The organism is Sulfurovum sp. TSL1, from assembly GCF_019972135.1.
In the GTDB taxonomy this organism is placed as follows: Bacteria; Campylobacterota; Campylobacteria; order Campylobacterales; family Sulfurovaceae; genus Sulfurovum.
Genome location: NZ_BPFI01000003.1, coordinates 110,733 through 137,250, shown reverse-complemented (window position 1 = coordinate 137,250; position 26,518 = coordinate 110,733). Strand labels below are relative to the sequence as shown.

At 41.8% G+C, this 26,518-nt stretch carries 32 protein-coding genes; 22 read left to right on the top strand and 10 right to left on the bottom strand.

The window, feature by feature from the left end; all coding sequences use genetic code 11:
• Positions 1–415 precede the first annotated feature (415 nt).
• Positions 416–577, bottom strand: coding sequence for a hypothetical protein (locus LDM98_RS11155; protein WP_223899487.1), 162 nt, complete (start codon positions 575–577; stop codon positions 416–418).
• 163 nt (positions 578–740) lie between these two features.
• Here LDM98_RS11155 and LDM98_RS11150 point away from each other — a divergent pair, with 163 nt between their 5' ends.
• Together LDM98_RS11150 and LDM98_RS11145 are read left to right on the top strand one after the other, a co-directional pair.
• Positions 741–2,288 (top strand): DUF3373 family protein, encoded by a 1,548-nt coding sequence (locus LDM98_RS11150; protein ID WP_223899486.1) that lies wholly within the window; start codon positions 741–743, stop codon positions 2,286–2,288.
• 175 nt (positions 2,289–2,463) lie between these two features.
• A complete protein-coding gene (locus LDM98_RS11145) occupies positions 2,464–3,444 on the top strand; it encodes a DUF302 domain-containing protein (RefSeq protein ID WP_223899485.1) in 981 nt (326 codons plus the stop codon).
• Between the two features lie 52 nt (positions 3,445–3,496).
• On the opposite strand, the gene LDM98_RS11140 is transcribed toward LDM98_RS11145, so the two are convergent.
• Entirely contained in the window at positions 3,497–3,934 is a 438-nt protein-coding gene (locus LDM98_RS11140) for an MOSC domain-containing protein (protein WP_223899484.1), read from the bottom strand.
• A 132-nt stretch (positions 3,935–4,066) separates the two neighbouring features.
• Between LDM98_RS11140 and LDM98_RS11135 the strand changes: the two genes are divergently transcribed.
• The 6 genes from LDM98_RS11135 to soxZ all read left to right on the top strand — a co-directional run bounded on the left by LDM98_RS11135 (position 4,067) and on the right by soxZ (position 8,782).
• Positions 4,067–4,504 carry a hypothetical protein gene (locus LDM98_RS11135; protein WP_223899483.1) on the top strand — a complete coding sequence of 146 codons (438 nt, stop codon included), beginning with the start codon at positions 4,067–4,069 and terminating at the stop codon, positions 4,502–4,504.
• Positions 4,501–4,968, top strand: coding sequence for a thiosulfate oxidation carrier protein SoxY (locus LDM98_RS11130; RefSeq protein WP_223899482.1), 468 nt, complete (start codon positions 4,501–4,503; stop codon positions 4,966–4,968). Before LDM98_RS11135 ends, LDM98_RS11130 begins: the two co-directional genes overlap by 4 nt.
• A 268-nt stretch (positions 4,969–5,236) precedes the next feature.
• Positions 5,237–6,586, top strand: coding sequence for a sulfite dehydrogenase (soxC, locus tag LDM98_RS11125; RefSeq protein WP_223899481.1), 1,350 nt, complete (start codon positions 5,237–5,239; stop codon positions 6,584–6,586).
• Positions 6,567–7,844, top strand: coding sequence for a c-type cytochrome (locus LDM98_RS11120; RefSeq protein WP_223899480.1), 1,278 nt, complete (start codon positions 6,567–6,569; stop codon positions 7,842–7,844). The genes soxC and LDM98_RS11120 overlap by 20 nt, the downstream gene beginning before the upstream one ends.
• A gap of 100 nt (positions 7,845–7,944) precedes the next feature.
• Positions 7,945–8,391, top strand: a complete 447-nt coding sequence (locus tag LDM98_RS11115; protein WP_223899479.1) for a thiosulfate oxidation carrier protein SoxY — start codon at positions 7,945–7,947, stop codon at positions 8,389–8,391.
• A gap of 73 nt (positions 8,392–8,464) precedes the next feature.
• Positions 8,465–8,782, top strand: coding sequence for a thiosulfate oxidation carrier complex protein SoxZ (soxZ, locus tag LDM98_RS11110; protein ID WP_223899478.1), 318 nt, complete (start codon positions 8,465–8,467; stop codon positions 8,780–8,782).
• 322 nt (positions 8,783–9,104) lie between these two features.
• Here soxZ and LDM98_RS11105 read toward each other — a convergent pair whose 3' ends face one another.
• From LDM98_RS11105 to rpsT, 3 genes are read right to left on the bottom strand one after another with little or no spacing between them, the layout of a single operon-like run.
• The gene (locus LDM98_RS11105; protein ID WP_223899477.1) at positions 9,105–9,566 is read right to left on the bottom strand and encodes a hypothetical protein; all 462 of its coding nucleotides are present in this window, start codon (positions 9,564–9,566) and stop codon (positions 9,105–9,107) included.
• Positions 9,567–9,569: 3 nt separating this feature from the next.
• Positions 9,570–10,637 (bottom strand): peptide chain release factor 1, encoded by a 1,068-nt coding sequence (gene prfA, locus LDM98_RS11100; protein ID WP_223899476.1) that lies wholly within the window; start codon positions 10,635–10,637, stop codon positions 9,570–9,572.
• A gap of 51 nt (positions 10,638–10,688) precedes the next feature.
• A complete protein-coding gene (gene rpsT, locus LDM98_RS11095; protein WP_223899475.1) occupies positions 10,689–10,958 on the bottom strand; it encodes a 30S ribosomal protein S20 in 270 nt (89 codons plus the stop codon).
• A 225-nt stretch (positions 10,959–11,183) separates the two neighbouring features.
• Between rpsT and glmM the strand changes: the two genes are divergently transcribed.
• Positions 11,184–12,521 carry a phosphoglucosamine mutase gene (gene glmM, locus LDM98_RS11090; RefSeq protein WP_223899474.1) on the top strand — a complete coding sequence of 446 codons (1,338 nt, stop codon included), beginning with the start codon at positions 11,184–11,186 and terminating at the stop codon, positions 12,519–12,521.
• Positions 12,521–12,970 carry a signal peptidase II gene (gene lspA, locus LDM98_RS11085; RefSeq protein WP_223899473.1) on the top strand — a complete coding sequence of 150 codons (450 nt, stop codon included), beginning with the start codon at positions 12,521–12,523 and terminating at the stop codon, positions 12,968–12,970. Before glmM ends, lspA begins: the two co-directional genes overlap by 1 nt.
• A 20-nt stretch (positions 12,971–12,990) precedes the next feature.
• On the opposite strand, the gene LDM98_RS11080 is transcribed toward lspA, so the two are convergent.
• Positions 12,991–13,767 carry an inositol monophosphatase family protein gene (locus LDM98_RS11080; RefSeq protein ID WP_223899472.1) on the bottom strand — a complete coding sequence of 259 codons (777 nt, stop codon included), beginning with the start codon at positions 13,765–13,767 and terminating at the stop codon, positions 12,991–12,993.
• 26 nt (positions 13,768–13,793) lie between these two features.
• Between LDM98_RS11080 and LDM98_RS11075 the strand changes: the two genes are divergently transcribed.
• Positions 13,794–14,615: a paraquat-inducible protein A gene (locus tag LDM98_RS11075; RefSeq protein ID WP_223899471.1), complete on the top strand. Its 822-nt coding sequence runs from the start codon at positions 13,794–13,796 to the stop codon at positions 14,613–14,615.
• A 22-nt stretch (positions 14,616–14,637) separates the two neighbouring features.
• On the opposite strand, the gene LDM98_RS11070 is transcribed toward LDM98_RS11075, so the two are convergent.
• On the bottom strand, positions 14,638–14,907 hold the full coding sequence (locus tag LDM98_RS11070; protein ID WP_223899470.1) for a YbeD family protein: 270 nt from the start codon (positions 14,905–14,907) through the stop codon (positions 14,638–14,640).
• Positions 14,908–14,927: 20 nt separating this feature from the next.
• Positions 14,928–15,401 carry a cyclic pyranopterin monophosphate synthase MoaC gene (gene moaC / locus LDM98_RS11065; RefSeq protein WP_223899469.1) on the bottom strand — a complete coding sequence of 158 codons (474 nt, stop codon included), beginning with the start codon at positions 15,399–15,401 and terminating at the stop codon, positions 14,928–14,930.
• Between the two features lie 163 nt (positions 15,402–15,564).
• Between moaC and LDM98_RS11060 the strand changes: the two genes are divergently transcribed.
• The 9 genes from LDM98_RS11060 to LDM98_RS11020 all read left to right on the top strand — a co-directional run bounded on the left by LDM98_RS11060 (position 15,565) and on the right by LDM98_RS11020 (position 22,087).
• On the top strand, positions 15,565–16,239 hold the full coding sequence (locus LDM98_RS11060; protein ID WP_223899468.1) for a recombinase family protein: 675 nt from the start codon (positions 15,565–15,567) through the stop codon (positions 16,237–16,239).
• Positions 16,240–17,685 carry a cytochrome c oxidase accessory protein CcoG gene (gene ccoG / locus LDM98_RS11055; RefSeq protein ID WP_223899467.1) on the top strand — a complete coding sequence of 482 codons (1,446 nt, stop codon included), beginning with the start codon at positions 16,240–16,242 and terminating at the stop codon, positions 17,683–17,685. It begins immediately after the preceding gene.
• Positions 17,686–17,693: 8 nt separating this feature from the next.
• Positions 17,694–17,885, top strand: a complete 192-nt coding sequence (locus LDM98_RS11050; protein ID WP_223899466.1) for a hypothetical protein — start codon at positions 17,694–17,696, stop codon at positions 17,883–17,885.
• Positions 17,886–17,896: 11 nt separating this feature from the next.
• Positions 17,897–19,066, top strand: a complete 1,170-nt coding sequence (locus LDM98_RS11045) for an NAD(P)/FAD-dependent oxidoreductase (protein ID WP_223899465.1) — start codon at positions 17,897–17,899, stop codon at positions 19,064–19,066.
• Between the two features lie 136 nt (positions 19,067–19,202).
• Complete coding sequence (gene tpx / locus LDM98_RS11040; RefSeq protein ID WP_223899464.1) at positions 19,203–19,718, top strand: thiol peroxidase; 516 nt, start codon at positions 19,203–19,205, stop codon at positions 19,716–19,718.
• Positions 19,719–19,872: 154 nt separating this feature from the next.
• On the top strand, positions 19,873–20,442 hold the full coding sequence (locus tag LDM98_RS11035; protein ID WP_223899463.1) for a murein L,D-transpeptidase family protein: 570 nt from the start codon (positions 19,873–19,875) through the stop codon (positions 20,440–20,442).
• Positions 20,443–20,451: 9 nt separating this feature from the next.
• Positions 20,452–20,838, top strand: coding sequence for a hypothetical protein (locus LDM98_RS11030; protein ID WP_223899462.1), 387 nt, complete (start codon positions 20,452–20,454; stop codon positions 20,836–20,838).
• Positions 20,839–20,860: 22 nt separating this feature from the next.
• Positions 20,861–21,454 carry a murein L,D-transpeptidase family protein gene (locus LDM98_RS11025; RefSeq protein WP_223899461.1) on the top strand — a complete coding sequence of 198 codons (594 nt, stop codon included), beginning with the start codon at positions 20,861–20,863 and terminating at the stop codon, positions 21,452–21,454.
• Between the two features lie 108 nt (positions 21,455–21,562).
• Positions 21,563–22,087, top strand: a complete 525-nt coding sequence (locus tag LDM98_RS11020; protein WP_223899460.1) for a DUF1566 domain-containing protein — start codon at positions 21,563–21,565, stop codon at positions 22,085–22,087.
• Positions 22,088–22,089: 2 nt separating this feature from the next.
• On the opposite strand, the gene LDM98_RS11015 is transcribed toward LDM98_RS11020, so the two are convergent.
• Both LDM98_RS11015 and LDM98_RS11010 read right to left on the bottom strand, forming a co-directional pair.
• Positions 22,090–22,866 (bottom strand): UDP-N-acetylmuramate dehydrogenase, encoded by a 777-nt coding sequence (locus tag LDM98_RS11015; RefSeq protein ID WP_223899459.1) that lies wholly within the window; start codon positions 22,864–22,866, stop codon positions 22,090–22,092.
• Positions 22,867–23,730 (bottom strand): menaquinone biosynthesis family protein, encoded by an 864-nt coding sequence (locus tag LDM98_RS11010; protein ID WP_223899458.1) that lies wholly within the window; start codon positions 23,728–23,730, stop codon positions 22,867–22,869. It abuts the gene before it with no gap.
• A gap of 171 nt (positions 23,731–23,901) precedes the next feature.
• Between LDM98_RS11010 and recA the strand changes: the two genes are divergently transcribed.
• Both recA and eno read left to right on the top strand, forming a co-directional pair.
• Complete coding sequence (recA, locus tag LDM98_RS11005; RefSeq protein ID WP_223899490.1) at positions 23,902–24,939, top strand: recombinase RecA; 1,038 nt, start codon at positions 23,902–23,904, stop codon at positions 24,937–24,939.
• A gap of 298 nt (positions 24,940–25,237) precedes the next feature.
• Positions 25,238–26,512, top strand: a complete 1,275-nt coding sequence (gene eno, locus LDM98_RS11000; protein ID WP_223899457.1) for a phosphopyruvate hydratase — start codon at positions 25,238–25,240, stop codon at positions 26,510–26,512.
• Positions 26,513–26,518 lie beyond the last annotated feature (6 nt).

Here is a 26,518-nt window from a genome sequence, read left to right as displayed (position 1 = left end):
CATCGCCGATAATACTGCAGGCTACGTCTGTGGAAATGTAGGTCGCTGCCACTTTGAGTTTTATAGCACTCCTTCAAATCTAAACAATCAATTTACTCTTAGCAATATAAGAAATATTTTTAAAAGTCTTTATTACCCTTTTTACTTTATCTATATATATTACTTTTATACTTTATCTCATATTTTATCTTTTTACATATGATTTACACTCATGGGCTATAATACGTGCAGAAAAGATAACCATAACCTTTAAGAGATCGTGTTTTACTCTTGTCCAATATAGGTAGTCTTCCTTGATATATCTTATATCGGTTATCTTTTTCTAAAAATCTTTCTTTCCTCTTCGATGATAATGATTCTTCCGTAATTAAACCTTTGATTAATGCTCTATTTACTCCTCATTAACTCCCATCGTTTATAATATCTTTAGAAAGGTAACCATCTCCCTTTCCAAGAGAATTTGTTTTACTCCTTGTCCAATATTTGTAATAACTTCCTTGTTTCTCTTGGTTCTGGTTATCCTTTTTATTGAAGAGCCTATCCTTCCTCCCTTTTTACATTCCCTTAGGCTCTTCATCTATTTTTCTCCTTTTTCACTATACTTTTTATAACATTTATAATGTAATATTAACTAACTTCAAAATATTTTAAAAATTTACTTTTTTAAGTCTAAAATCAGTCTAGATGGTCTAAACTAACCGTTACATGTTTTGGACAAACATAAATTAAAGGAGTAAAACATGAAAAAAATACTAACGGCGTCACTTGTGGCAACACTAGCATTAACAAGCGTAAATGCGACTTCAATCGCAGACCTTGAGGCTGAAATTGCAAAACTTAAGAAAAAAGATAGCAAGCTAAATAAAAAGATCAATGAAGTGAAAGCACACGATGCAGGAGATAACATCAAATGGGGTGTTGACATGAGAACATCATATGATAACATCAATTATGATATGGCTGATGGGTCTACACAAGGAAAAGATAACCTTTACAGCTACAGACTTTGGTTAAATATGGCGTATGCACCAGATGCTAACAATGTATTTAAAGGGCAACTTTCAACGAATAAAGCGATGGGTGCGAGTTTTGACAACCCTATGCTCCGTCCGTTTGATGCATTTGACTGGACAACAAACGAAGCATTAAGAGATACTACCGTTAGAGTTAGACAAGCATACTGGTTGTACCTTGGTGAAAATGCGTTTGGAATGGATATGCCTTGGACATTCTCTATCGGTAGAAGACCGTCAACAAACGGGTTCCTTGCTAATTTAAGTCAAGATGATGCAGCTGCATCTCCACTAGGTCACATCATTAACGTTGAATATGACGGTTTGAGCTCTAAGCTTGATCTTTCAAAAGTGACAGGTGTTCCTGGAATGTCGATCAAACTATGTGCCGGGAATGGTTCTACAAATGCAGTGCCATTGATCGGTTCTGCTACACCAAATGCTGATGTTGAAGCGAATGGATTGGAAGATATCCAACTTGCTGGATTTATCCTTGAACCATTCAATAATGGCCAGATCATCACAAAGGCACTTTGGTTTAAAGCATTCGATCTTCCTGATCTAATTGATCCAATGGCACAACCTTTCATTCCTAATACTCAAACTACTGATGGGGGAATGTTATTGAACCCAATGTTCGGTGCTATGCAGCAAGTGGGAGATATCCAAGGTGGTGCATTCTCTGCGATGGTTGATGGTATCACTGAAGATGGTTATTTCTCAGATGCAAAAGTATTCGGTTCAATCGCATATAGCCAAACTGATCCAGATGCAGGTAGTACAATGTTAGGTTCTGCAGAGGACAAAACAGGTACATCTTACTGGTTTGGTGCTTACCTTCCTGTAACTGTTGGTGATGATAACTATGGTAAAATTGGACTTGAGTATAACCACGGTTCAAAGTACTGGAGATCATTCACTTATGCTGAAGATACTATGGCAGGTTCTAAACTTGCTACACGTGGTGATGCTTATGAAGCTAACTGGACATACCAGATCAATGAGGCACTTAGCATGCAGCTTAGATATGTTCAAATGGACTATGAGTACACAGGAAGCAACGGGTTCTTCGGAAGCTCTACAGGTACCCCAGTGAAAATAGATGATATCAAAGCGGGTGCTGCTGCATGGAATGCTATGACTCCTGCTCAGCAAGGTGGTCTTATGACTGCAGATCCTGCAACGGCAATGCAATTAGCAACGGCTGCTGCATATGCACCGATGACTGTGGAAACAGCAAAAGACTTCAGATTCTACATCAGATATAGATTCTAAGATCATTTAACAAAGGGATTTTCCCCCTTTGTTAATCCTCATATTAAAAAAAACTCTTTACACACTTAATCCACTATTTTTCTTTATCTTATGACACATAAAGTTATTAATTGAAATTAAATGAAGTTCAGTTATAATAATGGCCATGTATAAAACACACACAAAAAGGACTACAATGAAACACTTCACAAAATTGCTACTTGCAATGCTTGTTGCTATGGGACTGGTAACGGGAACTGTTGCAAATGACACGAATACAGCTAAACACAATGTTAGCATTCTAACGGCAGATAACAGCGATGGTAAGATCACGCCTAAAACAATCGCAGCGGCATTTGAAAAAGCTGGTTTTTTCATCAATGACAACAGAGATATGACTGCACCATGGAAAAAACAGATCAAAGACGGTACGAAAAACTTTGATACGCTTGAGTTTGATGTCTATAACCTCTTTACGATCTTCAAAAAAGACTTTGTGGTTAAATTGGCTAAAAAATATCCGAATATCGGGCTTTTCTCTCCAATGAGTATGTCTATCTGGACAAAAAAAGGGACAAAAACGATCTCTATCTCTTCTTTGAGTACTGAGGCAATGGCAGAGATCATGGGTGTTCCTGCGGATGATGCAGAGCTGGTTGCATATGGCAAGCTTGTGCAAGAGACACTTAGAGCAGCACTTCCAAATGCAAAAGAAGAAACAGTAACTTATGAAATGAAGCAGCCGGAAGGTCCACTTGTTTCAACAGCACAATTGGCTATGGATCCTGATGGAGACTGGGAAGAGCAAAAAGAAGAGTTCCAGGCTGCATTTGAACAGGCATTGATCCCGGCTATGTTTATCAATGCAGGATTTAATGACCTTAACTATGATATAGAAGAGAGTGGTTATGAGGGATATACTTTTTATGACGTTTACTCTATCTGTTACCTAGAAGTGATCTATACAGTGGCTAAAACACATCCGGAAGCAGGAGCATTTGCACCTTGTTCAATGTATATGTATCAAAAAAGAGGTACAAACACCATGGAGATCGGATTCCCTTCAGTGTATAACTGGATAGCATCATTGGGGATCGAAGACAAAGCGTCTCACGATATTCTGCTTATGGCACAGAAAAAAATGGAAGATATACTTAAAGAGCTTACAGCTAAATAGTAAAACATTCCAGTGAGGAGAAATTCCTCACACACTCTATGAAATGACACTCTTACTTCAAGAGGGTTATTTCATCTGCTTTCTTAATCATACCACCCTCAATCACCTTAGCAAAAATACCTCTGTCATTTTTAAGCAGTGTAGGCAGACTCTCGTCTATCTGTGAAAGATGATCGCACATCGTACAGTTCTGGCTTATTTCCAAAAGCACTTCGCCGATACGCAGTTGATCTCCCGGTACAAGATGGTATGGGTTGTAGTCCATCAAGATGTTTTCACCCAGTGAACCAAAAGGAAATGTGATGTTGTGGCTGCCGGCCAGAGCATAACTCGCTTCTGACGTAAGCAGAACAGACCGGTTGATATTGGTGTCATAATATTTATCTTCCATGACACCTTTTGGATCTAAGTTGAATGCCTCTTTTTCCATACGAGAAGAGGAGCCCTGTACAGAGATAAAAAGAGTTGTTACTTTTCCTACATTTTTCATAAAAGTGTTCCTCTTTGGTTTTTTAGAATTGTACCATAAAGATTTTATAGAGGGTGACTTGAGCACTTGTGTCAGAAAACTTAAAGCTGTTTTGTATTATCTTTAATCCATATTTTATATATAGGATTTTTAGTGAGCACAAGCAGTGAAGAGAGAATAGAACAGTTCTATAAGATGGTTGAAGAGAATATAAAGAATGGTATGCCCTACAGAGATGCCATAGAGTTGGCTGCCGTGACGATAGGCGGTCTTATAACGGCTAAAGTATCCCAGGCGATGGCTAAATACCAAGAGGCGATACACCCTCAGTCCCATTTGTCACAAGAAGAAGGGAACGATGCCTTGGCACTCTTAAGTATGGGGGTACTTTGGGATAATACCTATTTTAATCCGGTCGAGCCGGATGTCTCTACTCCCCTGGAGAACACTTTGGCGGAATCTATCTATTTTATCATGAAGTATGGCAGGGAAGAGGATGGATTGAAGAAAGCATTAGAGGCGAATTCAAAGTGTGTGGGTGATGTGGCGTCACGTGGCAACGCTATACAGAGGGTATTGGAAAAAGTATGAATCGACGTCATTTTTTAGTTCTGGGTTTTTGCATTTTTCCTTATACAGCAGAAGTGCTGGCGGTAGATTTCAGAAAGAGTAAACCTTTGGCATGGAAGGCCTCTTCTATCGATGATGCAGCACTGGCACTGTATGGAAGAGAAAAATTTGCAACGATCCAAAAGAGTACAGCTGTAGAACTTATCGTCCCTCGAGGCATCGTCAGAGACCCGGAAAACATCCCTGTCACTATACGCTCAGCACTCAAAGCAAAAACTCTTGCCATTTTCCAGGATGCCAATCCCAAGAGTCTGGTCGCAGTCTTTGATATCCATGAAGAGAATGTGATCGAGTATGAGCTTCCTATAAGAATGGAATTTAAAGGAACCGTTTTTGCCGTAGTTGAAGGAATGGACGGAAAACTCTATTATACGCGTGAATATATTGAAGTACTTCACTTAAGCTGTATGGGGTCTGGAGGGTAACAGGTTTGCCTGATATGGATTCAATGACCTCTTATTGAATATTTTCAGCTCTGTTTGGCTGACCCTATATATAATATTTATGATAATTATATTGTTTTTTTATGTTTGTGGTGCATTTTCGTTACAGAGAGAAGATAATTCTATAGATTCTGAGGAGAGATTAATCATTTTAATCCCTAACTTTTATTTTATTTGAATATAATCTATGGCATATGACGAAATTAAGGGATACATCCTTAGTCATTTTAAAATTAATCAAGGAGGACAAATGAATAAGATAACTAAAGAAGAGTTTGAAGTTGTTTCTGAAGTGTCAGAGCAAACATCAAGAAGAAACTTTTTTAAGAAAACAGCAACTTATTCTATGGGCGCATTAGCTGCAGCTAGTGTTGTCGCACCCGTCACAATAGATGCGAGTGAGCATATTAAAGCAAACCCTGAGGATGATCCAAACATCATGGAAGAGAAACCATGGGCAGTCAAGTGGGGCGATGGTGTAGATGTGAATTTGTATGGTCAGCCATCACCATATGAGCATATGGTAACAAGAAGAACAACACCTATTCTTTCTTCTGGTAACTATAGAGCGTCAATTGCGGTAACACCTATTCAGGATCTGAGCGGTATTATCACACCGAATGGTCTTTTCTTTAACAGAAATCACGGTGGTACACCAACAATTGATCCGAACGAGCATAGACTGATGATTCATGGTCTAGTTGAGAAGCCGATCGTTTTAACGATGGATCAACTTAAAAGATATCCAAATGTAAGTAGAGTTCACTTCCTTGAGTGTCCAGCGAACGGTGGACCAGAGTGGAGAGGACCTCAGTTCAACTCGATCCAATTTGCAAAAGGATTTATGTCTTGTGCTGAGTGGACCGGTGTTTACATCAAAGATATTCTTAAAGATCTTGGTCTTAAACCAGAGGCACAATGGATGCTTGCCGAAGGTAACGACAGTTCACACATGGGTAGAACAATCCCTATAGACAAAGTACTTGATGATGCAATGATCGTTTGGGGACAAAATGGTGAAGCATTACGTCCAGAGCAAGGTTACCCGATCAGAATCGTTGTTCCAGGTTGGGAAGCAAACCTATGTGTGAAATGGTTAGCTAGACTTGAGTTCTCATCTGAGCCATTCTTTGCGAAAGAAGAGACATCTAAATATACGGCATTGAAATATACAGGTAAAGCGATACAGCACTTCTATGCAAATGAAGTGAACTCTGTGATCACTTCGCCATGTCCTGAGAAGCCATGGACAGACCTTAAAAAAGGTGATATGGTAGAGATCGAGGGACTTGCATGGTCTGGTATGGGTACGATCACAACTGTTGATGTATCATTCGATGGCGGTAAAAACTGGGTAGAAGCATCTCTGAAAGGTCTGGTACTTGACAGAGCTTGGACTAGATTCTCTATCATGCATGAATATACAGGTGAGCCAATGCTACTTAGTTCACGTGCTTCAGATGATGCAGGACACATTCAGCCAACAGTTAAAAACGAAAGAGCTGCGGTAGGAATCGAGGGTGTTTACCATAGAAACGGTATCCACACATGGGAAATTGATGCAAAAGGAGAGGTTACAAATGTACAAATCTTATCATAAAAAAATTGTTGCGAGTACACTGCTTGCATCAGTAGTATTTTTAGGAACAGCTTGTAATGCATCTAACGGTACAAAAGATACAGCTGAAGCAAAGTCTGCAACGGAAACAAAAAGTGCAGCACCCGTAACTACTACAATGAACACAGAAGGTTTCGATAAAAGAGTCATTGATGCTGTTGGACCTGCAAACGCTTTGGTTTCTGACAGTGTTAAGAAAACATATGGTTTCAATAATAAACTTGTCGTTGACGGTGGGGTAACATATCCGAGTGTCAACGGTAAAAGAGGTGAGTATTATGTCAATGATGCAGCACACACAGCAGCATTCAACAAAGGTAAAATAGCCACTGCAAATGAGCAGAAAGCTTGGGATATCGATGTAATGCCAGACGGTACAGGCCTTCCTGAAGGTTCAGGTACGGTAGAAGAGGGTGATGAAGTGTATGAAACAAAATGTGCATCTTGTCACGGTGACTTTGGTGCAGGTTCTGGGCTTTACCCAAAACTTACATTGGGTAACGCATATGCATTGCAGAAAACAATGAAGAACCAAAGGGTGAAGCCGGATTCTGAAGGTCCTCAGCGTGCGTTTGGTCCATACTGGCCGTATGCGAGTACATTATGGTGGTACATCAAAACAGGTATGCCTCACCAAGCACCTATGTCTTTGACAACAGATGAAGTGTATGCGCTATCAGCATATATCCTTTACATCAATGAGATAAAGATCGAGGGTGAGCTTGTGGATGATGAGTATGAACTTGACAGAGAGAAGTTCCTAAAGATCGTGATGCCAAACGTTGATGGTTTTGAACCTAAGATCAGTGGACCAGAAGGTCAAGACAATGTACGTGAATATTACAACAACCCATTGAACTATGGTAACGGTGTAAGATGTATGAAAGACTGTTTTGAGGGTGAGCCTGAAGTACAGAGAATCGGATTTGAACTTACTGACTTTAACCCACCGTTAAGCTCAGAAAAAACATTGCCTGAAGTAAAAGAAACAGGTGCAGCAGCACCAGGTAAAGATACCTATGAAGCAAGTTGTGCAGTATGTCATGCTACAGATGCAATGGGTGCACCTGCAGTAGGTGACAAAGCAGCATGGGATGCAGCACTTAAAAAAGGTCTGGACCAAGTGTATCACAACGCAATCAATGGAAAAGGCGGTATGCCTCCAAAAGGTGGTGCGATGGACCTTTCAGATGAAAAAGTAAAAGAAGTAGTCGATTATATGATCGGAGCAAGTAAATAATTGTGAGTTATCACAATTATTTCACAATAGAATAGTAAAATAAAATATCAGGTTGGTTCATCCAGCCTTTTATCTAAATTTTTTATACAAAGGAAATAAAATGGATAGAAGAAAATTTATGAGTTTAAGTATAGCTGCAGCAGCTGTATTGCCAGCAAGCTTATCTGCAATTGATTTCAGAGCTACTAAGCCTGATGTATGGACTGCTCACACTGTATCAGACGCGGTTAAAGCACTTTACGGTGATATCAAACCAGAAGAAAGCGGTGTAAAAGTTAAAGCACCAAAAGTAGCAAGTAACGGTGGAGCGATCCCAGTCACTGTAGAGTCAGATATCGCTGCTAAAACTGTAGCTCTTTTCCAAGATGTAAACCCTGAAGCAGCTGTATGTGTATGGGATGTACAAGAGGGTGGAATCGTAGATTTTATGACTAAGATCAAAATGAAAGAATCTGGAACGATCACTGCAATTGTAGAAGGTACTGATGGTAAGTTCTATGCAGGTAAGGTTACACTGGAAGTTGCTCTTGGTGGATGTGAAGGTTAATCCCCCTTCAAGCCGTTGGATTAGATAATAAAATCTAATTAAGTATAACAGAAATAGAAAATAAAGGAATATTATGGCTAATATGAAAATTAAAGCAAAGCTTAAAGGCGATGTTGTAGAAGTAAAAGTAATGGCAAAACATGACATGCTTACTTATGATCAAGCAAAGAAAAAAGGTGTTGAAGCAAACTTCATCACTCACATTAGTGCAAATGTAAACGGTAAAGTAGTATTTGATGTATCTACAAGCCAGTTCTGGTCTAAGAATCCGCAATTCAAATTTGCCTTCAGAGATTCAGGATTGAAAAAAGGTGACAAGATTGAGATCACATGGACAGATCTTAGCGGTAAAACTGTTACTGAAGACAAAAACATCAAAGGTATTAAATAATACCTCCTCTGACCGTTTTTCGGTCAGATTCATAGAGTGTAAAGAATTTATCCATGGACTCTGATAGAGTGTATGGATGAGTTTTATTACACAGGGAAGTGTATTCTCTCAGGTTTTGATGACAACACTTTTCTCTCTTCTTTCTATACCTCTCCATTATTACACACTATCCGGAATACTGACATCTGTTGACTCTCTTTGCTGGGATAAAAAAGAGTGAGAGAGAATGAGATTTTCTCTCTGCCTTTCATTGTCTTTGCTGTGGTGAATATAGAGTGGTGGAGTTTAAAAGTAATGTGGAGTCTGAAAGTGGGGATCCGGGTCAAAGTGTTTGATGCACTTCAAACCAATACTCTTCTTTTCTTGTGATCGTAGCTTTTTTTCTTTGTTCAAAATGTTCTGCGATATCAAAGTCTTCTGTGCCTAAACCTTCTTTGTATGCATTGATAAATGCCGTATAGGTCTCTTCTCTCATCGCAGTGATCTCATAAGTCACCTTATCATAGACCAGTCCATCCACGTGTTGTTGTACTCTCTTCGTTTCATTGAGATTGATACTTCCGTAACGTTCCTCTTTGGGAAGGGTCATATTCATCTCTATATAAGTACGCATAGATGCAAGCATATGCTCTAGCTGTTTTACTGGAACCTCTGAGGATTCAATGACAGTCGAAAGTGCTTGTGTGTATCCCCATGCACCGGAAACGGAAAGATCTGCATCAAAAGCAGCTTTAATAATCTCTTTGAGGTCACTATTGCTTTTGAGTGGTTCAAATTTCAACATGGATCAAAGACCTGCTTCCTGGATGGCTTCTGTTTGCGCATGGGCGATAAGCGGATCGATGACCAATTTTAAGTTACCGTTGTTCATCACATCATCGAGGGCATAAAGTGTCAATCCGATGCGATGATCGGTCAGTCTGTTTTGCGGGTAATTGTATGTTCTGATCTTTTCTGAACGATCTCCAGAACCCACTTGAAGTTTTCTCTGGCTTGACGTTTCATCCAGCTGCTTTTGCAGCTCTGCCTCATAGACTCTTGCCTTCAGTACCTTCATGGCTTTGTCTCTGTTCTTGTGCTGTGACTTTTCATCCTGAATGGCGACGACAATGCCTGTAGGAATGTGCGTCAAACGTACGGCAGAATCAGTGGTATTGACCGATTGACCCCCACAGCCGCTTGAACGGTATACATCCATTTTTATTTCATTGGGTTTGATGTCCACTTCTACATCATCTACTTCCGGTATGACAGCCACAGTAATCGCAGAGGTATGTACCCGTCCTTGTGTTTCGGTATCCGGTACACGCTGCACACGGTGTGTGCCTGCTTCGTATTTCAGTTTGGAATAGACACTGCCGCCTTTAATTTGGGCGATAAGCTCTTTATACCCCCCTGAAGTCCCTTCATTGGTACTGACGATCTCTATTTTCCATCCCATCTGTTCTGCATAGCGTGAGTACATTTTGAAGACATCTGCCACAAAAAGGGCACTCTCGTCTCCCCCTGCACCTGCCCGCAGTTCAAGAAAGATATTTTTGTCATCATTTTTGTCTTTCGGGATCATAAGGATTTTAATTTCTTCTTCCAGGGCAGGCAGCATTGGCTCTAACTCACTGAGCTCCTCTTTTGCAAGGTCACCAAGCTCTGCATCCCCTAAAAGTTCTTTATTCTCTTTTATGGCATCAGCAGTTTCAACGTAAAGATTTGCTCTCTCTACCAAGGGACCAAGGTCAGACTGCTCTTTACTGAGTTCTGTCATGCGCTTAATGTCACTGGTGATATCCGGGGAACTTAGGAGTTCACTGAGTTCATTGTATCTGTCGATGAAAGGTTGAAGTTTTTCTTTGAACATAGGCGTTCTTTGTGTTAGATTGTGATTTTAGTGAGGGTGTATCGAGACTGCTTATGCAGCTTCGATAGCATTTACCATTTTATGAAGACGGCTTACTTTTCTCGCAGCAGTTGTTTTCTTGATGAAACCTTTGCTTACCAGTGAGTGGATTTGTTTGTTCGCTGTTGCGAAAGCTGCTGCCGCTGCTGCTTTATCTTCTGCTGCTACTGCTTCAAGTACTGCTTTTGTGATGTTTTTGATTCTCGTTCTGTAGTATCTGTTTCTTTCAGTTCTTACAGCAGTTTGCAAAATACGTTTTTTTGCTGACTTATGGTGTGCCATGTTGTTTCCTTTATAGGTATATTGTTATTACTCAATAAATTAGAGTGAAAATAGTTCGCGAATAATAGCCAAATAAAGATTAAAGATTTATTAATGTAATACCATGGAAGATGAATTGGATGAAGAGAGTGGTGTAGTGTTTATAGAGGAATGTTAATTAAATTTGCGTTAAAATGAGAGCCATAGAATCAAGGGGATAGTGCAAAACCCTATTAAGGAATTAACTTGGAACTTTTTGGAACAGATGGTGTACGCGGCAAAGCAGGGAAAAAAGTCAGTGCAGTGCATGCCATGCGCTTGGCTATGGCCACAGGCATCTATTTTAAACGATTCAGCAGAACCAACAAAATATTGGTAGGAAAAGATACCAGACGTAGTGGGTACATGATAGAAAACGCTATGGTCTCGGGGCTTACTGCTGTAGGGTTTGATGTGATACAGATAGGGCCTATGCCTACACCGGCCATTGCATTTTTAACAGCGAACATGCGTTGTGATGCAGGGATCATGATCTCTGCAAGCCATAATCCCTATTATGATAACGGTATTAAGTTCTTTGACTGGGACGGAAACAAATTGAACCGTGAAAAAGAGAAAGAGATAGAAGCGATCTATGAGGACGATGCGCAGATAGAAACAGCACAGGTGACAGGTAAAGAGATTGGGAAATCAAAAAGAATAGATGATGTGGTCGGTCGGTACATCGTACATATCAAAAACTCTTTTCCCGAAACAGCTACTCTATCGGGTAAACGTGTCGTAATTGACTGTGCGAACGGAGCGGGATATATTGTCGGCCCTACGATCCTACAGGAGCTTGGTGCAGAGGTTGTGGTGTTATGTGACAAGCCTAACGGATTTAACATCAATGAAGGATGTGGAGCGATGTATCCGGAGTATCTGGCAAAAGCGGTTCTGGAATATCGTGCAGATGTGGGCATCGCCTTGGATGGTGATGCGGATCGGCTTGTGATGGTAGATGAGAAGGGTGAAGTCGTTGATGGAGATAAGTTGATGGGTGTGCTTGCGGTACATCTTAAGAATCAAGGGACACTCAAAGGTGACGGGATGGTTGCTACAGTGATGAGCAATCAGGGACTTGGTGAGTATCTGACTTCACAGGGGCTTACACTCCACCGTTCTGCAGTAGGAGATAAAAATGTCGTGGAGATGATGCAGCAATATGGGATGAACTTTGGTGGAGAGCAGAGTGGGCATATCATTTTCTCAGATTATGCCAAGACGGGAGATGGTATCTCCAGCGCACTGCAGGCTTTGGCATACTTGGTAGAGACGGGTAAAAAGGCGAGTGAAGCATTTAATCCCTATGAGTCGTACCCGCAACTTTTAGTGAACCTTCTGATCCAGGAAAAAAGAGATTTTGATACGATCGAAGGGTTAGATGCCCTCAAAGAAAAAATTGAAGGGTTAGGCATACGTCATCTTTTCCGTTACTCCGGAACAGAAAATAAAATACGCCTTTTGCTCGAGGGAAAAGATGAAAAAAAAGTTGAAGAGATCATGCAAGAGTGTGTAATATTCTTTAAAAGGGCATTAGCTTAATGAGAGCTTTTGCTGTCTTTTTCCTGGTCCTTTTGGGGACCTTCATTATAGACCAGAATATCAAATCGATTTTTATTGAGGGATACTATCGTCCGGGACAATGTATAGACCTTGAGCTGCACTATAATAAAGGTGTGGCTTTCTCTATGCTGTCATTTCTCGGACCTACCCTTAAATGGATACAGGCACTCCTTGTGGTGGCGATATTGTTCTTTGTATTTAAAGAAGGGTATATCAAGCGTTATGCCTTTCCTGTAGGGCTGCTGATAGGCGGTGCAATGGGTAATGTGTATGATCGTTTTGTGCATGGGGGCGTAGTGGATTATGTTGCCTGGCATTGTGGATTTGATTTTGCAGTATTCAACTTTGCAGATGTGGCTATAGACCTTGCTGTGGTATGGCTATTGGTGATGCTCTACTTCTTTCCTCAAAAATCAGAAAGCAAATAAAAAACAGGCTCTTTAGGTATTTAGATCTTCTCTAAATAGTCTATCAGCTGTTGATGTACTTTACCATTGCTCGCAACAATACTTTTATCATCAAAATCAAATGGCGCATTGTCCACATTGCTGATCCGTCCACCGGCTTCCTGTACGATCAAGATCCCTGCAGCTACATCCCACGGTTTGAGATCGATCTCATAGAAGGCTTCTACCTTCCCATGGGCAAGATAGCATAGATCAACTGCTGCTGCGCCCAGCCTGCGGATATCCTGGATATGCGGCAGCAGGTTGGTCATGCAGTCGATCACCCACTGGTACTCAATGCCGGCATTGACCTTGGCATAAGGGAATCCTGTCGCGATCAGTGCATTTTGAAGCTTGCTTTGTGGGCTCACCTCGATCCTTTGTCCATTACAATACGCACCTTCCCCCTGTACAGCCCAGTAGAGCTCTTCCAAAATGGGGTTATAGACAACAGCCAGTATAGGTTTTCCTTGTTCCCAGACGCCAAGTGAGATCGCAAGATACGGGATGCCGTGGACGAAGTTGGTCGTACCATCGATGGGGTCAATGTAAATGGCCTTATCATGGTGGTAACTTCCATGGTGACTCTCTTCTCCTACAAGGGTATGGGCAGGAAATGCTTTTTTGAGTTGATCGATGATAAAGGCTTCGGTTTTAAGATCAAATTCGGTGACAAGATCAACCACCCCTTTATGCGAGACCTCTTTGTGGGAAGTGTACCCTTCCTTGACGATCTTGCCTGCGTCCAGTGCTATCTGTTTTAATGTATCTATATTCATAGCAGTGATTATAGTATAATCTCTCTATGAATAAAAAGATAATGATGCTGTTATTGTCCTTATTGGTGATCATCATGGGGTATTTTGGGCTGCAGGCATATTCGCAGGCAAAGCAGTATGAAGCGCGTACGCAAACACTGGTCATAGATAAAGAGATCTCAACGCAAGCCGAGTACCAGGCAAAACGATGGGCGGAGAAGTTCAGCTTGGGATACTACGAGAATGACAAGAGGCGTTTACGTGAAGAGACCATGATCGCACAAAAAGAGCATCAGAGAGAAGCGAAGCGTTATACCCTCTATGTCATGGGTGTACTTCTCGTGATCTTGATCAGTGCTTTTCTTGTTGACTTGAGGCTGTTCACATTTTTTGGCGGTTTGTCGGCACTTATTGTGTTAACTTTTGGTCTTTTTGCTCCCCTGCTGACCGTGACGATCCATAAAGAGTTCGACTATATCGGTGATGTCGTACTCTCTTTTGAGTCCAAAAGTCTCTTGGGATCCGTGGTGAAGTTATGGGAGAGCGGCGAGATCGCGGTAGCCTTGGTGATCCTCCTCTTTTCTATACTCATACCGTTTTTTAAAACGCTCTCTTTAATGTTTGTGGCGCTTGTGATGGAGAGCAGGTTTGCTCACGGTATCGTAACGTTTTTCAAATGGATCGGGAAATGGTCCATGCTGGATGTCTTTGTGGTGGCTACGTTGCTGGTGTATCTCACAAGCAACGGCTCTGATGTCAGTCATGCTGAGGTGCAAGTAGGGTTGTATTTCTTTTTGGCCTATGTGGTCGTCTCTATGCTGGTGAGTTTGAGTGCCGATAAAATGTTGAGCAGCAGAAGGGGTCTCTAGTACTTCAGAATCGGAGGATGAATCAGATCACCATATCCACGTCATCATGATCCTGGCAGTATTTAAAGATACGGTTTCTCTCTTCCTCTGTTTCAACAACACAACTGGCGTTATAGGTATGAAATTTTCCTGTTCGCGATGAGTTTCCCAAAGAGCAAAGGTGTTCTTTGTCTCCCATGGCTTCTTTGATACATCGTAAAAGGGCTTCTTTGTCTCTGCCTATGAGTTTAAAGCCCCATCGTGTGGGGTACTCGATTTGTGGTCTTTGGGGTGTTTTGTCATCTAAGATCATCTTTTTCTCCTTCTTGAAACTTATGCGCGATTAAAATCGCCACTCTTTCCGCCGGACTTCTGTTCCAATTGTACATTTTTAATGACCATCCCTTTGTCAATGGCTTTGAGCATATCGTAGATCGTCAGCAGTCCTACACTGACCCCCGTAAGCGCTTCCATCTCGACCCCTGTCTGTCCGTTGAGTTTTGCCGTGACCGTGAGTTTAAACCCCGGGAGGTCAGGAAGCTCTTCAATATCCGTCTTGACGGAGGTCAGCATAAGGGGGTGACACATAGGGATGAGTGTTGAGGTTTGTTTGGTCCCTTGAATGGCAGCAATGACCGCAGTTTGCAGCACGGGTCCTTTTTTTGCCGTATTTTCCAGTACAGCATCAAAGGCAGCTTGTCCTACTTCTATGATTCCGCTTGCCGTAGCAATACGGGTAGTGTTTTCTTTGTCTGATACATCGACCATTTTGGGTTTGTTTTGTTCATCTAGGTGTGTAAGGTTCACTTTTTATCCTCATGCTTGTTTCTCTAGGCGTATTTTAACATAAAATAGGTGCAAGGAAGAAAAAATGACGATGATTGTGCTAAAAATGACGAAAATAGTCTAAAATTACTTGACTTTTATCATCACATAAGATAATATAATAAAAATTATCAAAAGGAATAATATGGTTTATGCATATATGAGGCAGGTGCCAGGGTTTCCGCATTTGACCACACAGCAGAGTGATATTCTTGCATTTGCACTGAGAAATGAACTGGATATTGGTCAGGAAGTGGTTGAATACGCGACGAAAAATCTTCTTTTGGATGAAAGGAAGGATTTTGAAGCATTTTTGCAAACTATGCAAGAAGGGTATACCGTGATCGTCTCGTCTTTGTTCGTTTTGAGTGACAAAGTTGAAGAATTGGTAAAGGTAATAAATTGTATGCTAAGTCATAGTGTTGATCTTTGGATCGTAGACTCAAATCTGGTCATGAACAAAGAGACCAGTATGGTTGAGATCTTTCCTTTATTAAATGCATTAAGAGAGGAAGAAAAAGAGAAGACCAACCAGATAGGACGCCCAAAAGGGAGCAAATCAAGCTCCAAGTTCGATATCCATCAGAGAGAGATCATCTCTTTTTTGAGAAGCGGAATGAATGTCAGTGCGATAGCCAGAGAGTTGGGCGTAAGCCGCAGTTCCCTGAAAGACTATATCGAGTCACGCGGGATCAGAGAGTTAGTAGAAGGGGCATGGATGGAGATGAACCCATCAGAAGGTGCCAGAGATATGGACAATATCGTACTGATCTGTCCGTTTGAAAAAGAGAAAGAAGCAAAACAACGAAAGGTGTCATAAATGGAATCTACAATATCAACAGAAAAACCAAAGAAAAATCAGGCAAAAGAGTATTTAAAAGGGTGGATGCCTTACCGTATCAAAAGATACTGGTTTTATGCAGCTGCAACGGTCGTTGCCATGGTCACGCCATGGATCACGATCAATGGCAACCATCTCTTTTTATTGAGTTTTGATCAGAAGAAGTTGCATTTGGCAGGGATCGCTTTTGATATGCAAGAGCTTTACCTGATGCCGTTTTTGCTTATGCTCCTTTTCCTGGGTATCTTTGCCATCACGGCAGTAGGGGGTAGAGCCTGGTGTGGTTGGGCCTGTCCTCAGACCATTTTCAGGGTGATCTATAGAGATGGTATAGAGACAAAACTCCTAGGATTGAGAAAAAAGATCAAAAACAAGCAGAAAGAACCCGATATGAGCAAAATGGAAAACAAAGTGAAAGTTGTGATCGCTATCCTGCTCTGGTCCGTGTTGGCATTTATAGCTTCTGCCAACTTTTTATGGTACTTTGTACCGCCTGAAGACTTCTTCAGGTATTTGAGCGATCCTGCTGAACATATGGTGTTGCTAGGTGTATTGGTGAGTACGGCACTGTTCATCATACTTGATGTGGTCTTCATCAAAGAGAATTTTTGTGTCTATGTCTGTCCTTACAGCCGTGTGCAGTCTGTACTCTATGATGATGATACGATCATGGCAGTCTATGACCCTATAAGAGGTGGCGAGATCTATGAAGGGCATGGATATGAGAGAGAAAAGAAATTTACGAAACAGAAAGATCTTCTAAGCGTGGAGCCTAATGCCGAGTGTACCACGTGTGAAAGTTGTGTGACCGTCTGTCCGACACATATTGATATCCGTAAAGGACTGCAGCTTGAATGTATCAACTGTCTGGAGTGTGTAGATGCCTGTACTTCAGTGATGGGTGCATTAGGTAAACCGAGTCTGGTACAGTGGTCAAGTGAAAAAGAGACCCTTCGTCATGAAGGCAAAACGAACTACTTTAGAGGCAAAGTTATCGCATATTTTGCCGTGCTTATGATCGTACTTGTGACACTGTTCGTGATGGGAAGTAAAAAAGAGCATATGCTTTTAAATATCAACAAAAGTCAAAGACTCTATAAGGTACTGGACAACGGTGTCGTACAGAATGATTATATTTTCATGTTTGCCAATACCGACAGCAAAGACCATACCTATTACTTTGAGATCGTAGGCAATGACAAGATCACCATCAGGAGACCTTCGGAGCCATTTGATCTTGGTGCAGGCCAGAAAAAGAAAAAAGTAGTGGTCCTGGAAACAACAGAGCAACTGGCAAACAATACAAGAAAAGATGTCCCTATCCCTATAGTGATAAGGGCCTATGCTACCGATGACAAAGAGAAGATCATGGTGGAAAGAGAACAGGTCTTTTTCTACCCTCGTGCAGACTTAGTGAAAAAATAGGAGAAACGATGCATAGTACAGAACCGACACTTGACAACATTGAGGATTATAAAGGTAAAGGAAGTACGGAAAAAAGATTAACGGTATGGATCGTGATCCTCTCCGGATTATTGGTAGGGGCTATCTATGGTATATTGATCGCAAATTCGAATGTGTCAGACCGTTTGGAAACCCAAGAAGCCATTAGCATATTCAAGTAGGAGGAGGGCAGATGCGTAAAGTATTGGTATTGGGTGGCGGATTTGCAGGCGTTGAAGCAGCGATCTATCTGAAAAAGCAAGACTTGGATGTCACACTGGTGAGTGACAGGGATTATTTTTATATCTATCCTACTTCCATCTGGATACCAACAGGTGAAGCAACGAGGGAAGATGTCTCTGTGCCTCTGGACAAGCTGGCGATGAAACATGGATTCCAGCTTATTGTTGATCCGGTATTGCAGTTAGAGGCAGAGGCTAAAAGAGCTATTTTAGAGAGTGGACGTATCTTGGAAGGGTACCCTTATATCGTTGTTGCACTCGGTCAGGACAAGATGCAGTTGAAAGGGTTGGAGCATACACTTTCAATCTGCGGTAAGCCAGAAGAGGCTACGGCACTTTATGAACGTTTGGATACATTGATAGAGAAAAAAGAGGGAAGAATTGCCATGGGCTTTGGCGGTAATCCCAAAGATACCTCTGCGGTACGTGGGGGACCTGCATTTGAAGTGCTCTTTAATGTGGATACCTATCTGAAGAAAAAAGGGGTTCGTGAAAATTTTGAACTTACTTTTTTTGCTCCTATGGCAAAACCCGGACAGAAGATGGGTGAAAAAGCATTAGTGATGATGGACAAGATGTTCGAAATGACGAACATCCAGAAAAAAGTAGGCAGTAAGATCACCCATTTTGAAAAAGATGGTATCTGTTTTGAAGATGGGACAAAACTGGAATCGGACCTGACGATGTTCATATCGGCAGGTACCGGACATCATGTACTCAAAACGTCTGGACTTCCGCTAAGCGATGCCGGGTATGTGGTGACCAATGAGTATAATGAGATAGAAGGCTTTGATGGCGTGTATGCCATTGGTGATTCTGCATCGCTTATGGGGCCTGAGTGGAGAGCAAAACAGGGGCATGTCGCTGAGGTCATGGCTAAGAATGTAGCCTATAATATTTTGAATGACATACAAAACATAGATTCCAAACGAAGCTATATGGAACATTTGAATATTTTATGTGTAATGGATACAGGAAATGGCGCAGCCTTTGTCTATCGCAGTGACAAGGGTGGGAAAATGATCCCTATGCCTATCGTGGGTCACTGGATGAAAAAGATGTGGGGATGGTACTGCCGTTATTCCAAACTGGGAAAGATCCCTAGAATTCCAGGAATGTAGAGAACGCTGAGCAGGTGATAGATTCCGGTTTTGCCCTTAAATACAGATGACACATTTAGTTTTTGAAAAAAATAAGAGTAAATTTATCTTATTTAAGAGATAATACTTGCACAATAATTATTTTAAAGGAAATTAAATGGCAACAGTAACATTTAAAAACGACATCGTATGTAACCTGGCAGGTACAGAAATCAATGTAGGTGATACAGCACCCGTAACTACAGTAGTCAACTGTGATCCAATGCTTCAAGATGAGACAATCGGTGGTGAAGGTAAAGTGCAATTGATCAGTGCCGTACCATCACTTGATACAGGTGTATGTGATGCAGAGACCAGAAGATTTAATGCTGAAGCAGCGAACCTTGAGGGTATAGAGGTTATTACAGTATCTATGGACCTTCCATTTGCAGCAGCTAGATGGTGTGGCGCTGCGGGAATCGATAACATTAAAGTATGTTCAGACTTCAGAAACAAAGATTTTGCTAACAATTACGGTGTGCTTTTGGCTGATGGTCCTTTAGCGGGTATCATGGCGAGAGTGATCTTTGTGATCGGTAAAGATGGTAAAGTTGCATATAAGCAAGTGGTTCCGGAAATTACTCAAGAGCCTGACTACGAAGAAGCATTGGCAGCAGCTAAGGCAGCTTTATAATTTGCTCTCTCTTTTGAGATAAACCTCTTCTGATGAAGAGTGTTTATCTCTATCCGCTATTCCCCCTCTCTATTTTCACTCTTTTTTATTTACCGTTAGTTATCTAACTTGTGCTAAAATATCCCGATTATACGCTTGAAGGACAGTAAAAAATATGCGATACCTCTATGGATTTATGATACTCTTATGGTTGACAGGATGCAGGCAACCGCTTGAACCCACTGTGGTGGATAACCATTATACTTTAGCAGAGTGCAAAGAGGAGTTACTGGAGGCCGAAGATTTTTCTCAAGGTGAAAGTATCGACAAGATCGTGGTGGTCAAAAAAGAGCGTAAAATGTATTTGTATAAAGAGGGAAAAGTACAAAATACACTGCCTGTCTCTTTAGGGAAAAACCCGATAGGTCACAAGCAGAAGCAAGGAGACAACAGAACCCCTGAAGGTGAATTTTGGATCTCCAGAAAACTCTGTTCTCCTAAATACTTTCGGTCCCTTTGTATCTCATATCCACGTCCTGAAGACAAAGTAAGTGCTGCCAGAAGGGGTGTTGACCCGGGTGGTGCAGTGACGCTTCATGGACAGCCTACCTGGAATGCAGATGGTAAGGGAGACAGCTATACGTTATCTAAAAATTGGACCCAGGGATGTGTAGCTGTGACAAACTCTGCAATGAAAGAGTTGTGGTATGCTGTGCGTGAAGGTGTTCCTATTATTATACGATAAAGGTGGCTTGTGAGATATACGCAAAAACAGATCGATAAATTTAATCGTCAGAAATATATAGTGGAACTGGAAAAGATCAGTAAAAACCTTTTCCGTATGTTCAGAGACGAGCATGTCACAGCGGAAGGTTTTATAAAAAAATTTGGGCAGCTGAAAAGTAAGTTTGATGAAAAAGAAGAGGTGCAGTTAGAATCGGAGTATCATCAACAGCTCAAAGAGTATATTGCTCGCATCTATCAAAATACATGTCTGGCTGAGGCATTCACGGATAAGGACCTTTCTACTATACGTGAAGCAGAGATGAGCAATCTGAATCGGCTGCAGAAGTTAAAGAACGGTACCTCTTACAAGAAAGACAAACATAAATCCAAACGTCAAAATGAGGATTGGGGTTGATCACCCTCCTGAAAGGAAAGTCATGAAGATAGAAATAAGTTTGCTGGGCCTGCTTGTTGCGCTATTTGTTGTGGGGTGTGGAGAAACACCTTATTACGGGAAGGCGGATCCTACACCGTATGCAACAAAAGAGTGCATAAAAGAATTGGCAAGCGGGGCAGAAATAGACCACAGCAATAAAATAGACAAAATCGTTGTCTATAAGAAAAAAAGAGTGTTGTATGCCTATAAAGATGGCAAAGTGGTTGAAAAGTTCCGTATCTCTCTGGGTGCTAATGGTGGAGCCGATGCCGGTAACAAGGTAAAGGCGGGGGATTATAGAACGCCGGAAGGCACCTATAGCATTGTGAGAAAGAAATGCGATTCAAGACTCTATAGATCGCTGATGATCTCTTATCCCAGCGAGGCGGATAAAGCAAAAGCAAGGGGAAGAGGTGTAAATCCGGGTGGATATATCACGATCCATGGGCAACCAAAATGGAATGCGGATGGACGGGGGGATGAATATACCCTTTCGCGTGATTGGACAGAGGGATGTATGGCAGTCCGAAACCTTGCGATGGATACACTTTGGTCTGCGGTTGAAAAGGGTGTAACGATAGAAATACATGCATGATTTTTTGTATAATATTAGATTATTTCAGATTATATGTAAAATTTAGCTTGGTTTGATGAATCTTATATTATGATATTGAATAATATTGGGTCACCAAAGGAGAAAAATATGAAAAAAGTACTAATATCGGCATGTCTCTCTATGTTCACTACTTTACTGATGGCAGGGGGAGATACAACCGAAACGCTTGCACCTGTAGTGGAAGTATCAAAAACACCTTGTAAAACCAATAAAGTCTACGTTGAATCGGATGCAGGCCTTATGTGGCAGGATGCAGCCTATACAGATGGGGAAGATGGTGCGTATAAACGTGGGCACTCGGTAGGTAAAGCAGGGAAGCATAGCCATGCAGTGAACTATTGTCGTACATTGAACTATGCGGGACATAATGATTGGAGATTGCCTACTTCAGAGGAGTTATCTCATGTACATAATCCTCAAGATAATCCATTTGCATACTCTCGTGCTTCAGACTTCTGGTCAACTACACCTACTACAGAGAACAGATATTATGTGGTGTTTACAGCAGACGCAATGCAATATGCAAGAAAACCTAGTGAGTCTAATTATATTCGATGTGTCCGTTGTTTAGGTGAAGGGTATGTCTTCTCTGGATCGAAAGAGGTAAAATAGTTTTAGAGGATCTTTATCTCTTCTACTAGTGCTATATTAAATCTATGTAGCACTTCACTTTTTGCCAAGTCTATGAGCGACTTGGCTTCCCCATACGTTCCACCCCCTAAATTGACCAGGAAATTGGCATGCACCGTACTCCACCGCATTTGACCTTTTCTTACACCTTTTAGTCCCACAGCTTCTATCAGTCGTCCGGCATAATCACCTTCAGGGTTTTTAAATACGGAACCCGCACTGGGTTCAAGAGGCTGATTGGATCGCAGTGTGAGCAGTTCATCCAGAAGCTTCTGGTTAAAACCATGCTGTACCTCAAACTTTGCATGGGTTGCAATACCCCCCAGCTTGGCGAAACGGTAGCCGTGTTCTATCTCCTCGGCTAAAATCCATTCGCCATTGATCTTTATAGAGTGTAAAATATTAAATATCTCATAGGCTTTGACCCCTGCATTCATCGCAAGCATACCGCCCAGTGTACCGGGGAGTTTGGCACAAAACTCAAAACCGCCGATATCATGTCTCTTCGCATAGGATACGATGCGTCCCGTAGGCGTCGCTGCACCAATAATCAACATGTTCCCTTCGTGCGCGATCGTAGCAAAATCTTTAGAGAGCATCATCAGTGGCGGAGGTGTGGGTGAGACAAGCAGGTTGTTCGCACCTCCGATGAGGTATCTGTCAGTGGGCAGGGTGTCTTCTTCTTCTATCATCAGTACTTGTGTAGGCTGTCCCACTTTGATACTGGAGTATTTGGAGAAGTCTATGGTCTTAAAAAACATTTAACTGTACCGCAGGGCTTCATACTCTTTAGGGATCAAATACGCTTCCGTTTTGATAGGTGTCTCCCATAAACCATGCTGAAAGCCTAACTCGTAGAGTCTGTCCAGTGCTTTGATCTGAAGGTCAGAGAGCTGGACAGAGTCATCAGAGGCATACATATCAAGATATTTTTGAAGCATTTCATCTGAGATACGCACAAGATGTTCTGCCTCTAGTTTGGCACAGAGCGCTTCTTTTCTCTCATTGGCCACTTTGACACCCTCTATGAGAATATTTTCTATATCGATGGCACGGTTCAGTGGCAGACTTCTTCGTATCGCCATACCGCCAAGCGGTAAAGGCAGACCTTCTCCTGCCAACTCTACCCAAATATCCCACACCTCTTTTTCCACTTCCAAACTTGCATCAAAATCCAGGATGGACTCATGGATCAGCACCCCTGCATCCACTTTACCCGAAACCACAGCCTCTTCTATCTCAAGGAAATCCATATAGACAGGCCTTGCATCTGGGTAATAGATTCTGAAAAGCATGGCATTGGTCGTGTATTTTCCGGAAAGGGCCACTTTGAAATTTCGTTTTAGTTTTGTCTCTTTGCGTCGTATGAGCTTGGGTCCATACCCTTCACCGAAACTCACTGCAGTACGAAGCAGCGCATACTCATCTTTGATGAGCGGGTACATACCAAAACTGATGGCAGAGACATCATAGGTTCCTTTCAGTGCCTCCACATTAAGTGTTTCAATATCCAGTCCAATGTTTTCAAAGGTATAGCCTTTGGTATCAACCCAGCCAAATTTAATGGCAAAATACATAAAAATATCATCTGCATCCGGGGAATGGGCTAACTGTATAGGATTCATAGTCTGGGGTACTCTCTTTGTTGGGATGGTGTATTTTATCATTGTTTGTATTTGTGGCAACTTTTGAGAAAATATTATAAAAAACATGTCAATTTGACATATTTTTTAAAGTTGCAAGAGAAACGTACTAGAATGGTGCTAGAATTCAACATTAAGGTTAAGGATATGACAATGGCAATGGATGCGAACAAGCAAAAAGCACTGGATATGGCAATCAAACAGATCGACAAGACGTTTGGTAAAGGTACATTGATGAGACTGGGAGACAAAGAATTCGAACCTATCGAGTCTATCTCAACAGGCTCACTTGGTTTAGATATGGCATTAGGAATAGGCGGTATACCTCAAGGGCGTATTATAGAGATCTATGGTCCTGAGTCATCAGGTAAGACAACACTTGCGCTGCAGACCATTGCTTCGGCACAAAAAAAAGGTATGGTGTGTGCATTCATCGATGCGGAACATGCGCTGGATGTTGCCTATGCCAAAAATCTGGGTGTGGATACGGATAATCTCCTGGTCTCTCAACCGGACTTTGGTGAACAGGCACTGGATGTACTTGAAACATTGGCAAGATCAGCAGCGGTTGATCTGATCATCGTTGACTCTGTTGCCGCACTTACACCAAAAAGTGAGATAGAGGGGGATATGGGAGATCAACATGTCGGATTGCAGGCAAGACTGATGTCACAGGCACTGCGTAAACTCACTGCTATCCTGCATAAAACGAACACAACGGTGATCTTCATTAACCAGATTCGTATGAAGATCGGTACCATGGGATATGGATCACCGGAAACAACGACAGGGGGGAATGCCTTGAAGTTTTACTGTTCTGTGCGAATTGACGTACGCCGTATCGCAACACTCAAACAGGGTGAATCTTCCATAGGGAACCGTGTTAAAGCAAAAGTAGTGAAAAATAAAGTGGCACCTCCATTCAGACAGGCAGAGTTTGACATTATGTTCGGAGAGGGGATCTCTTTTGTGGGAGAGCTCATTGACTATGGTGTGAAGATGGATATTATAGACAAATCAGGTGCATGGTTCTCTTATGGCAGTGAGAAACTGGGACAAGGAAAAGAAAATGCAAAGATCACCATCAAAGAAAATCCTGAACTGATGGCAGAGTTGGAAGGCAAGATCAAAGAAGCCCTAGGTTTTGGTGATGCACTGGCAGTAGATGAGAGCGAGATGGTCGAAGACTAAATAGAAACCTATCTCCTGGAACCTCACATACTGCTAGAGGTTCCAGGATGATCTGATACACTTCTGTCAGCATCAAATATACTAAAATACTACGCATTGCACTACGTTTAAATCCTCTAAGGGTTCCCTCATACTTTTTTAAATTAGGTTTTTTGTGAGATGATGCAGAGCAAAACTTCACATTATGATACACTCTGACTTCCTAATGGTTTTTTGATTACGATACTCATTTAAGTATTGGGTAAAATTCGATAAAATAATAGGTAAATGTAAAATAGTAAATATGTAAAGGATAGAGATGATTTTTATCGATGAGATCGTAGCAACAGAGGTGATGGACAGTAGAGGAAACCCTACAGTAAAAGCAACAGTAAGTTTGAGTGACGGGACAGTAGAAAGTGCTATTGTTCCTAGCGGTGCGAGTACAGGTAAACGTGAAGCGCTTGAACTTCGTGACGGCGGTGACAGATATATGGGCAAAGGGGTACTGCAAGCTTGTGAAAATGTGAATGGTCCGATCAGCGATGCACTTGTCGGTCTTAGTCCCTTCAACCAGGCAGAAGTTGACCTTGTGATGAAAGAGGTAGACGGTACGAATAATTATGGGAACATGGGTGCCAATGCGGTGCTTGGTGTCTCTATGGCAGTGGCACGTGCAGCTGCGAAAAGCATGGGTATGCCGCTTTACCGCTATCTTGGCGGAGCGAATGCCGTAGTGATGCCTGTACCAATGCTTAACATCATTAACGGTGGAGAACATGCGAACAACTCTGTAGATTTCCAAGAGTATATGGTCATGCCGGTAGGATTTGATAGATTTTCAGAAGGACTGAGAGCCTGTGCAGAAGTATACCACAACCTTAAAAAGATCATCGATGGGATGGGCGAGAGTACAGCGGTCGGTGATGAAGGTGGTTTTGCTCCAAACCTTAAGTCAAACGAAGAACCTATCCAGGTCATCATGCAAGCGATAGAAAAAGCCGGATACAAGCCGGGTGAACAGATCGCTATTGCGCTTGATGTGGCTGCCTCTGAACTTATCAATGATGCAGGCAAGTATGTCCTTAAGTCAGAGAACAGAGAATTGACATCTCAAGAGCTTAGCGCATACTATGCCGATATGTGTGCGAAGTACCCTATTGTTTCGATCGAAGATGGATTAAGTGAAGATGATTGGGAGGGCTGGAAGCATCTAACAGAAGTACTGGGAGATAAAGTACAGCTTGTAGGGGATGACCTCTTTGTAACCAATGTATCTATTCTGGCAGAGGGGATCGAAAAAGAGATCGCAAACTCTATCCTGATCAAACCAAATCAGATAGGAACGGTTTCTGAGACGATGCAAACGGTACGTCTTGCGCAAAGAAGCGGGTATACGTGCGTGATGTCTCACCGCTCAGGAGAGAGCGAAGATACGTTTATCGCAGACTTTGCTGTCGCATTGAATACCGGTGAAATAAAAACGGGATCCACGGCAAGAAGCGACAGAATCGCCAAATATAACAGACTGCTTGAGATCGAAGCGGAACTCGGTCAGTTTGAGTATTTGGGTGCGTCAATTTTTACAAAGTAAATGAAG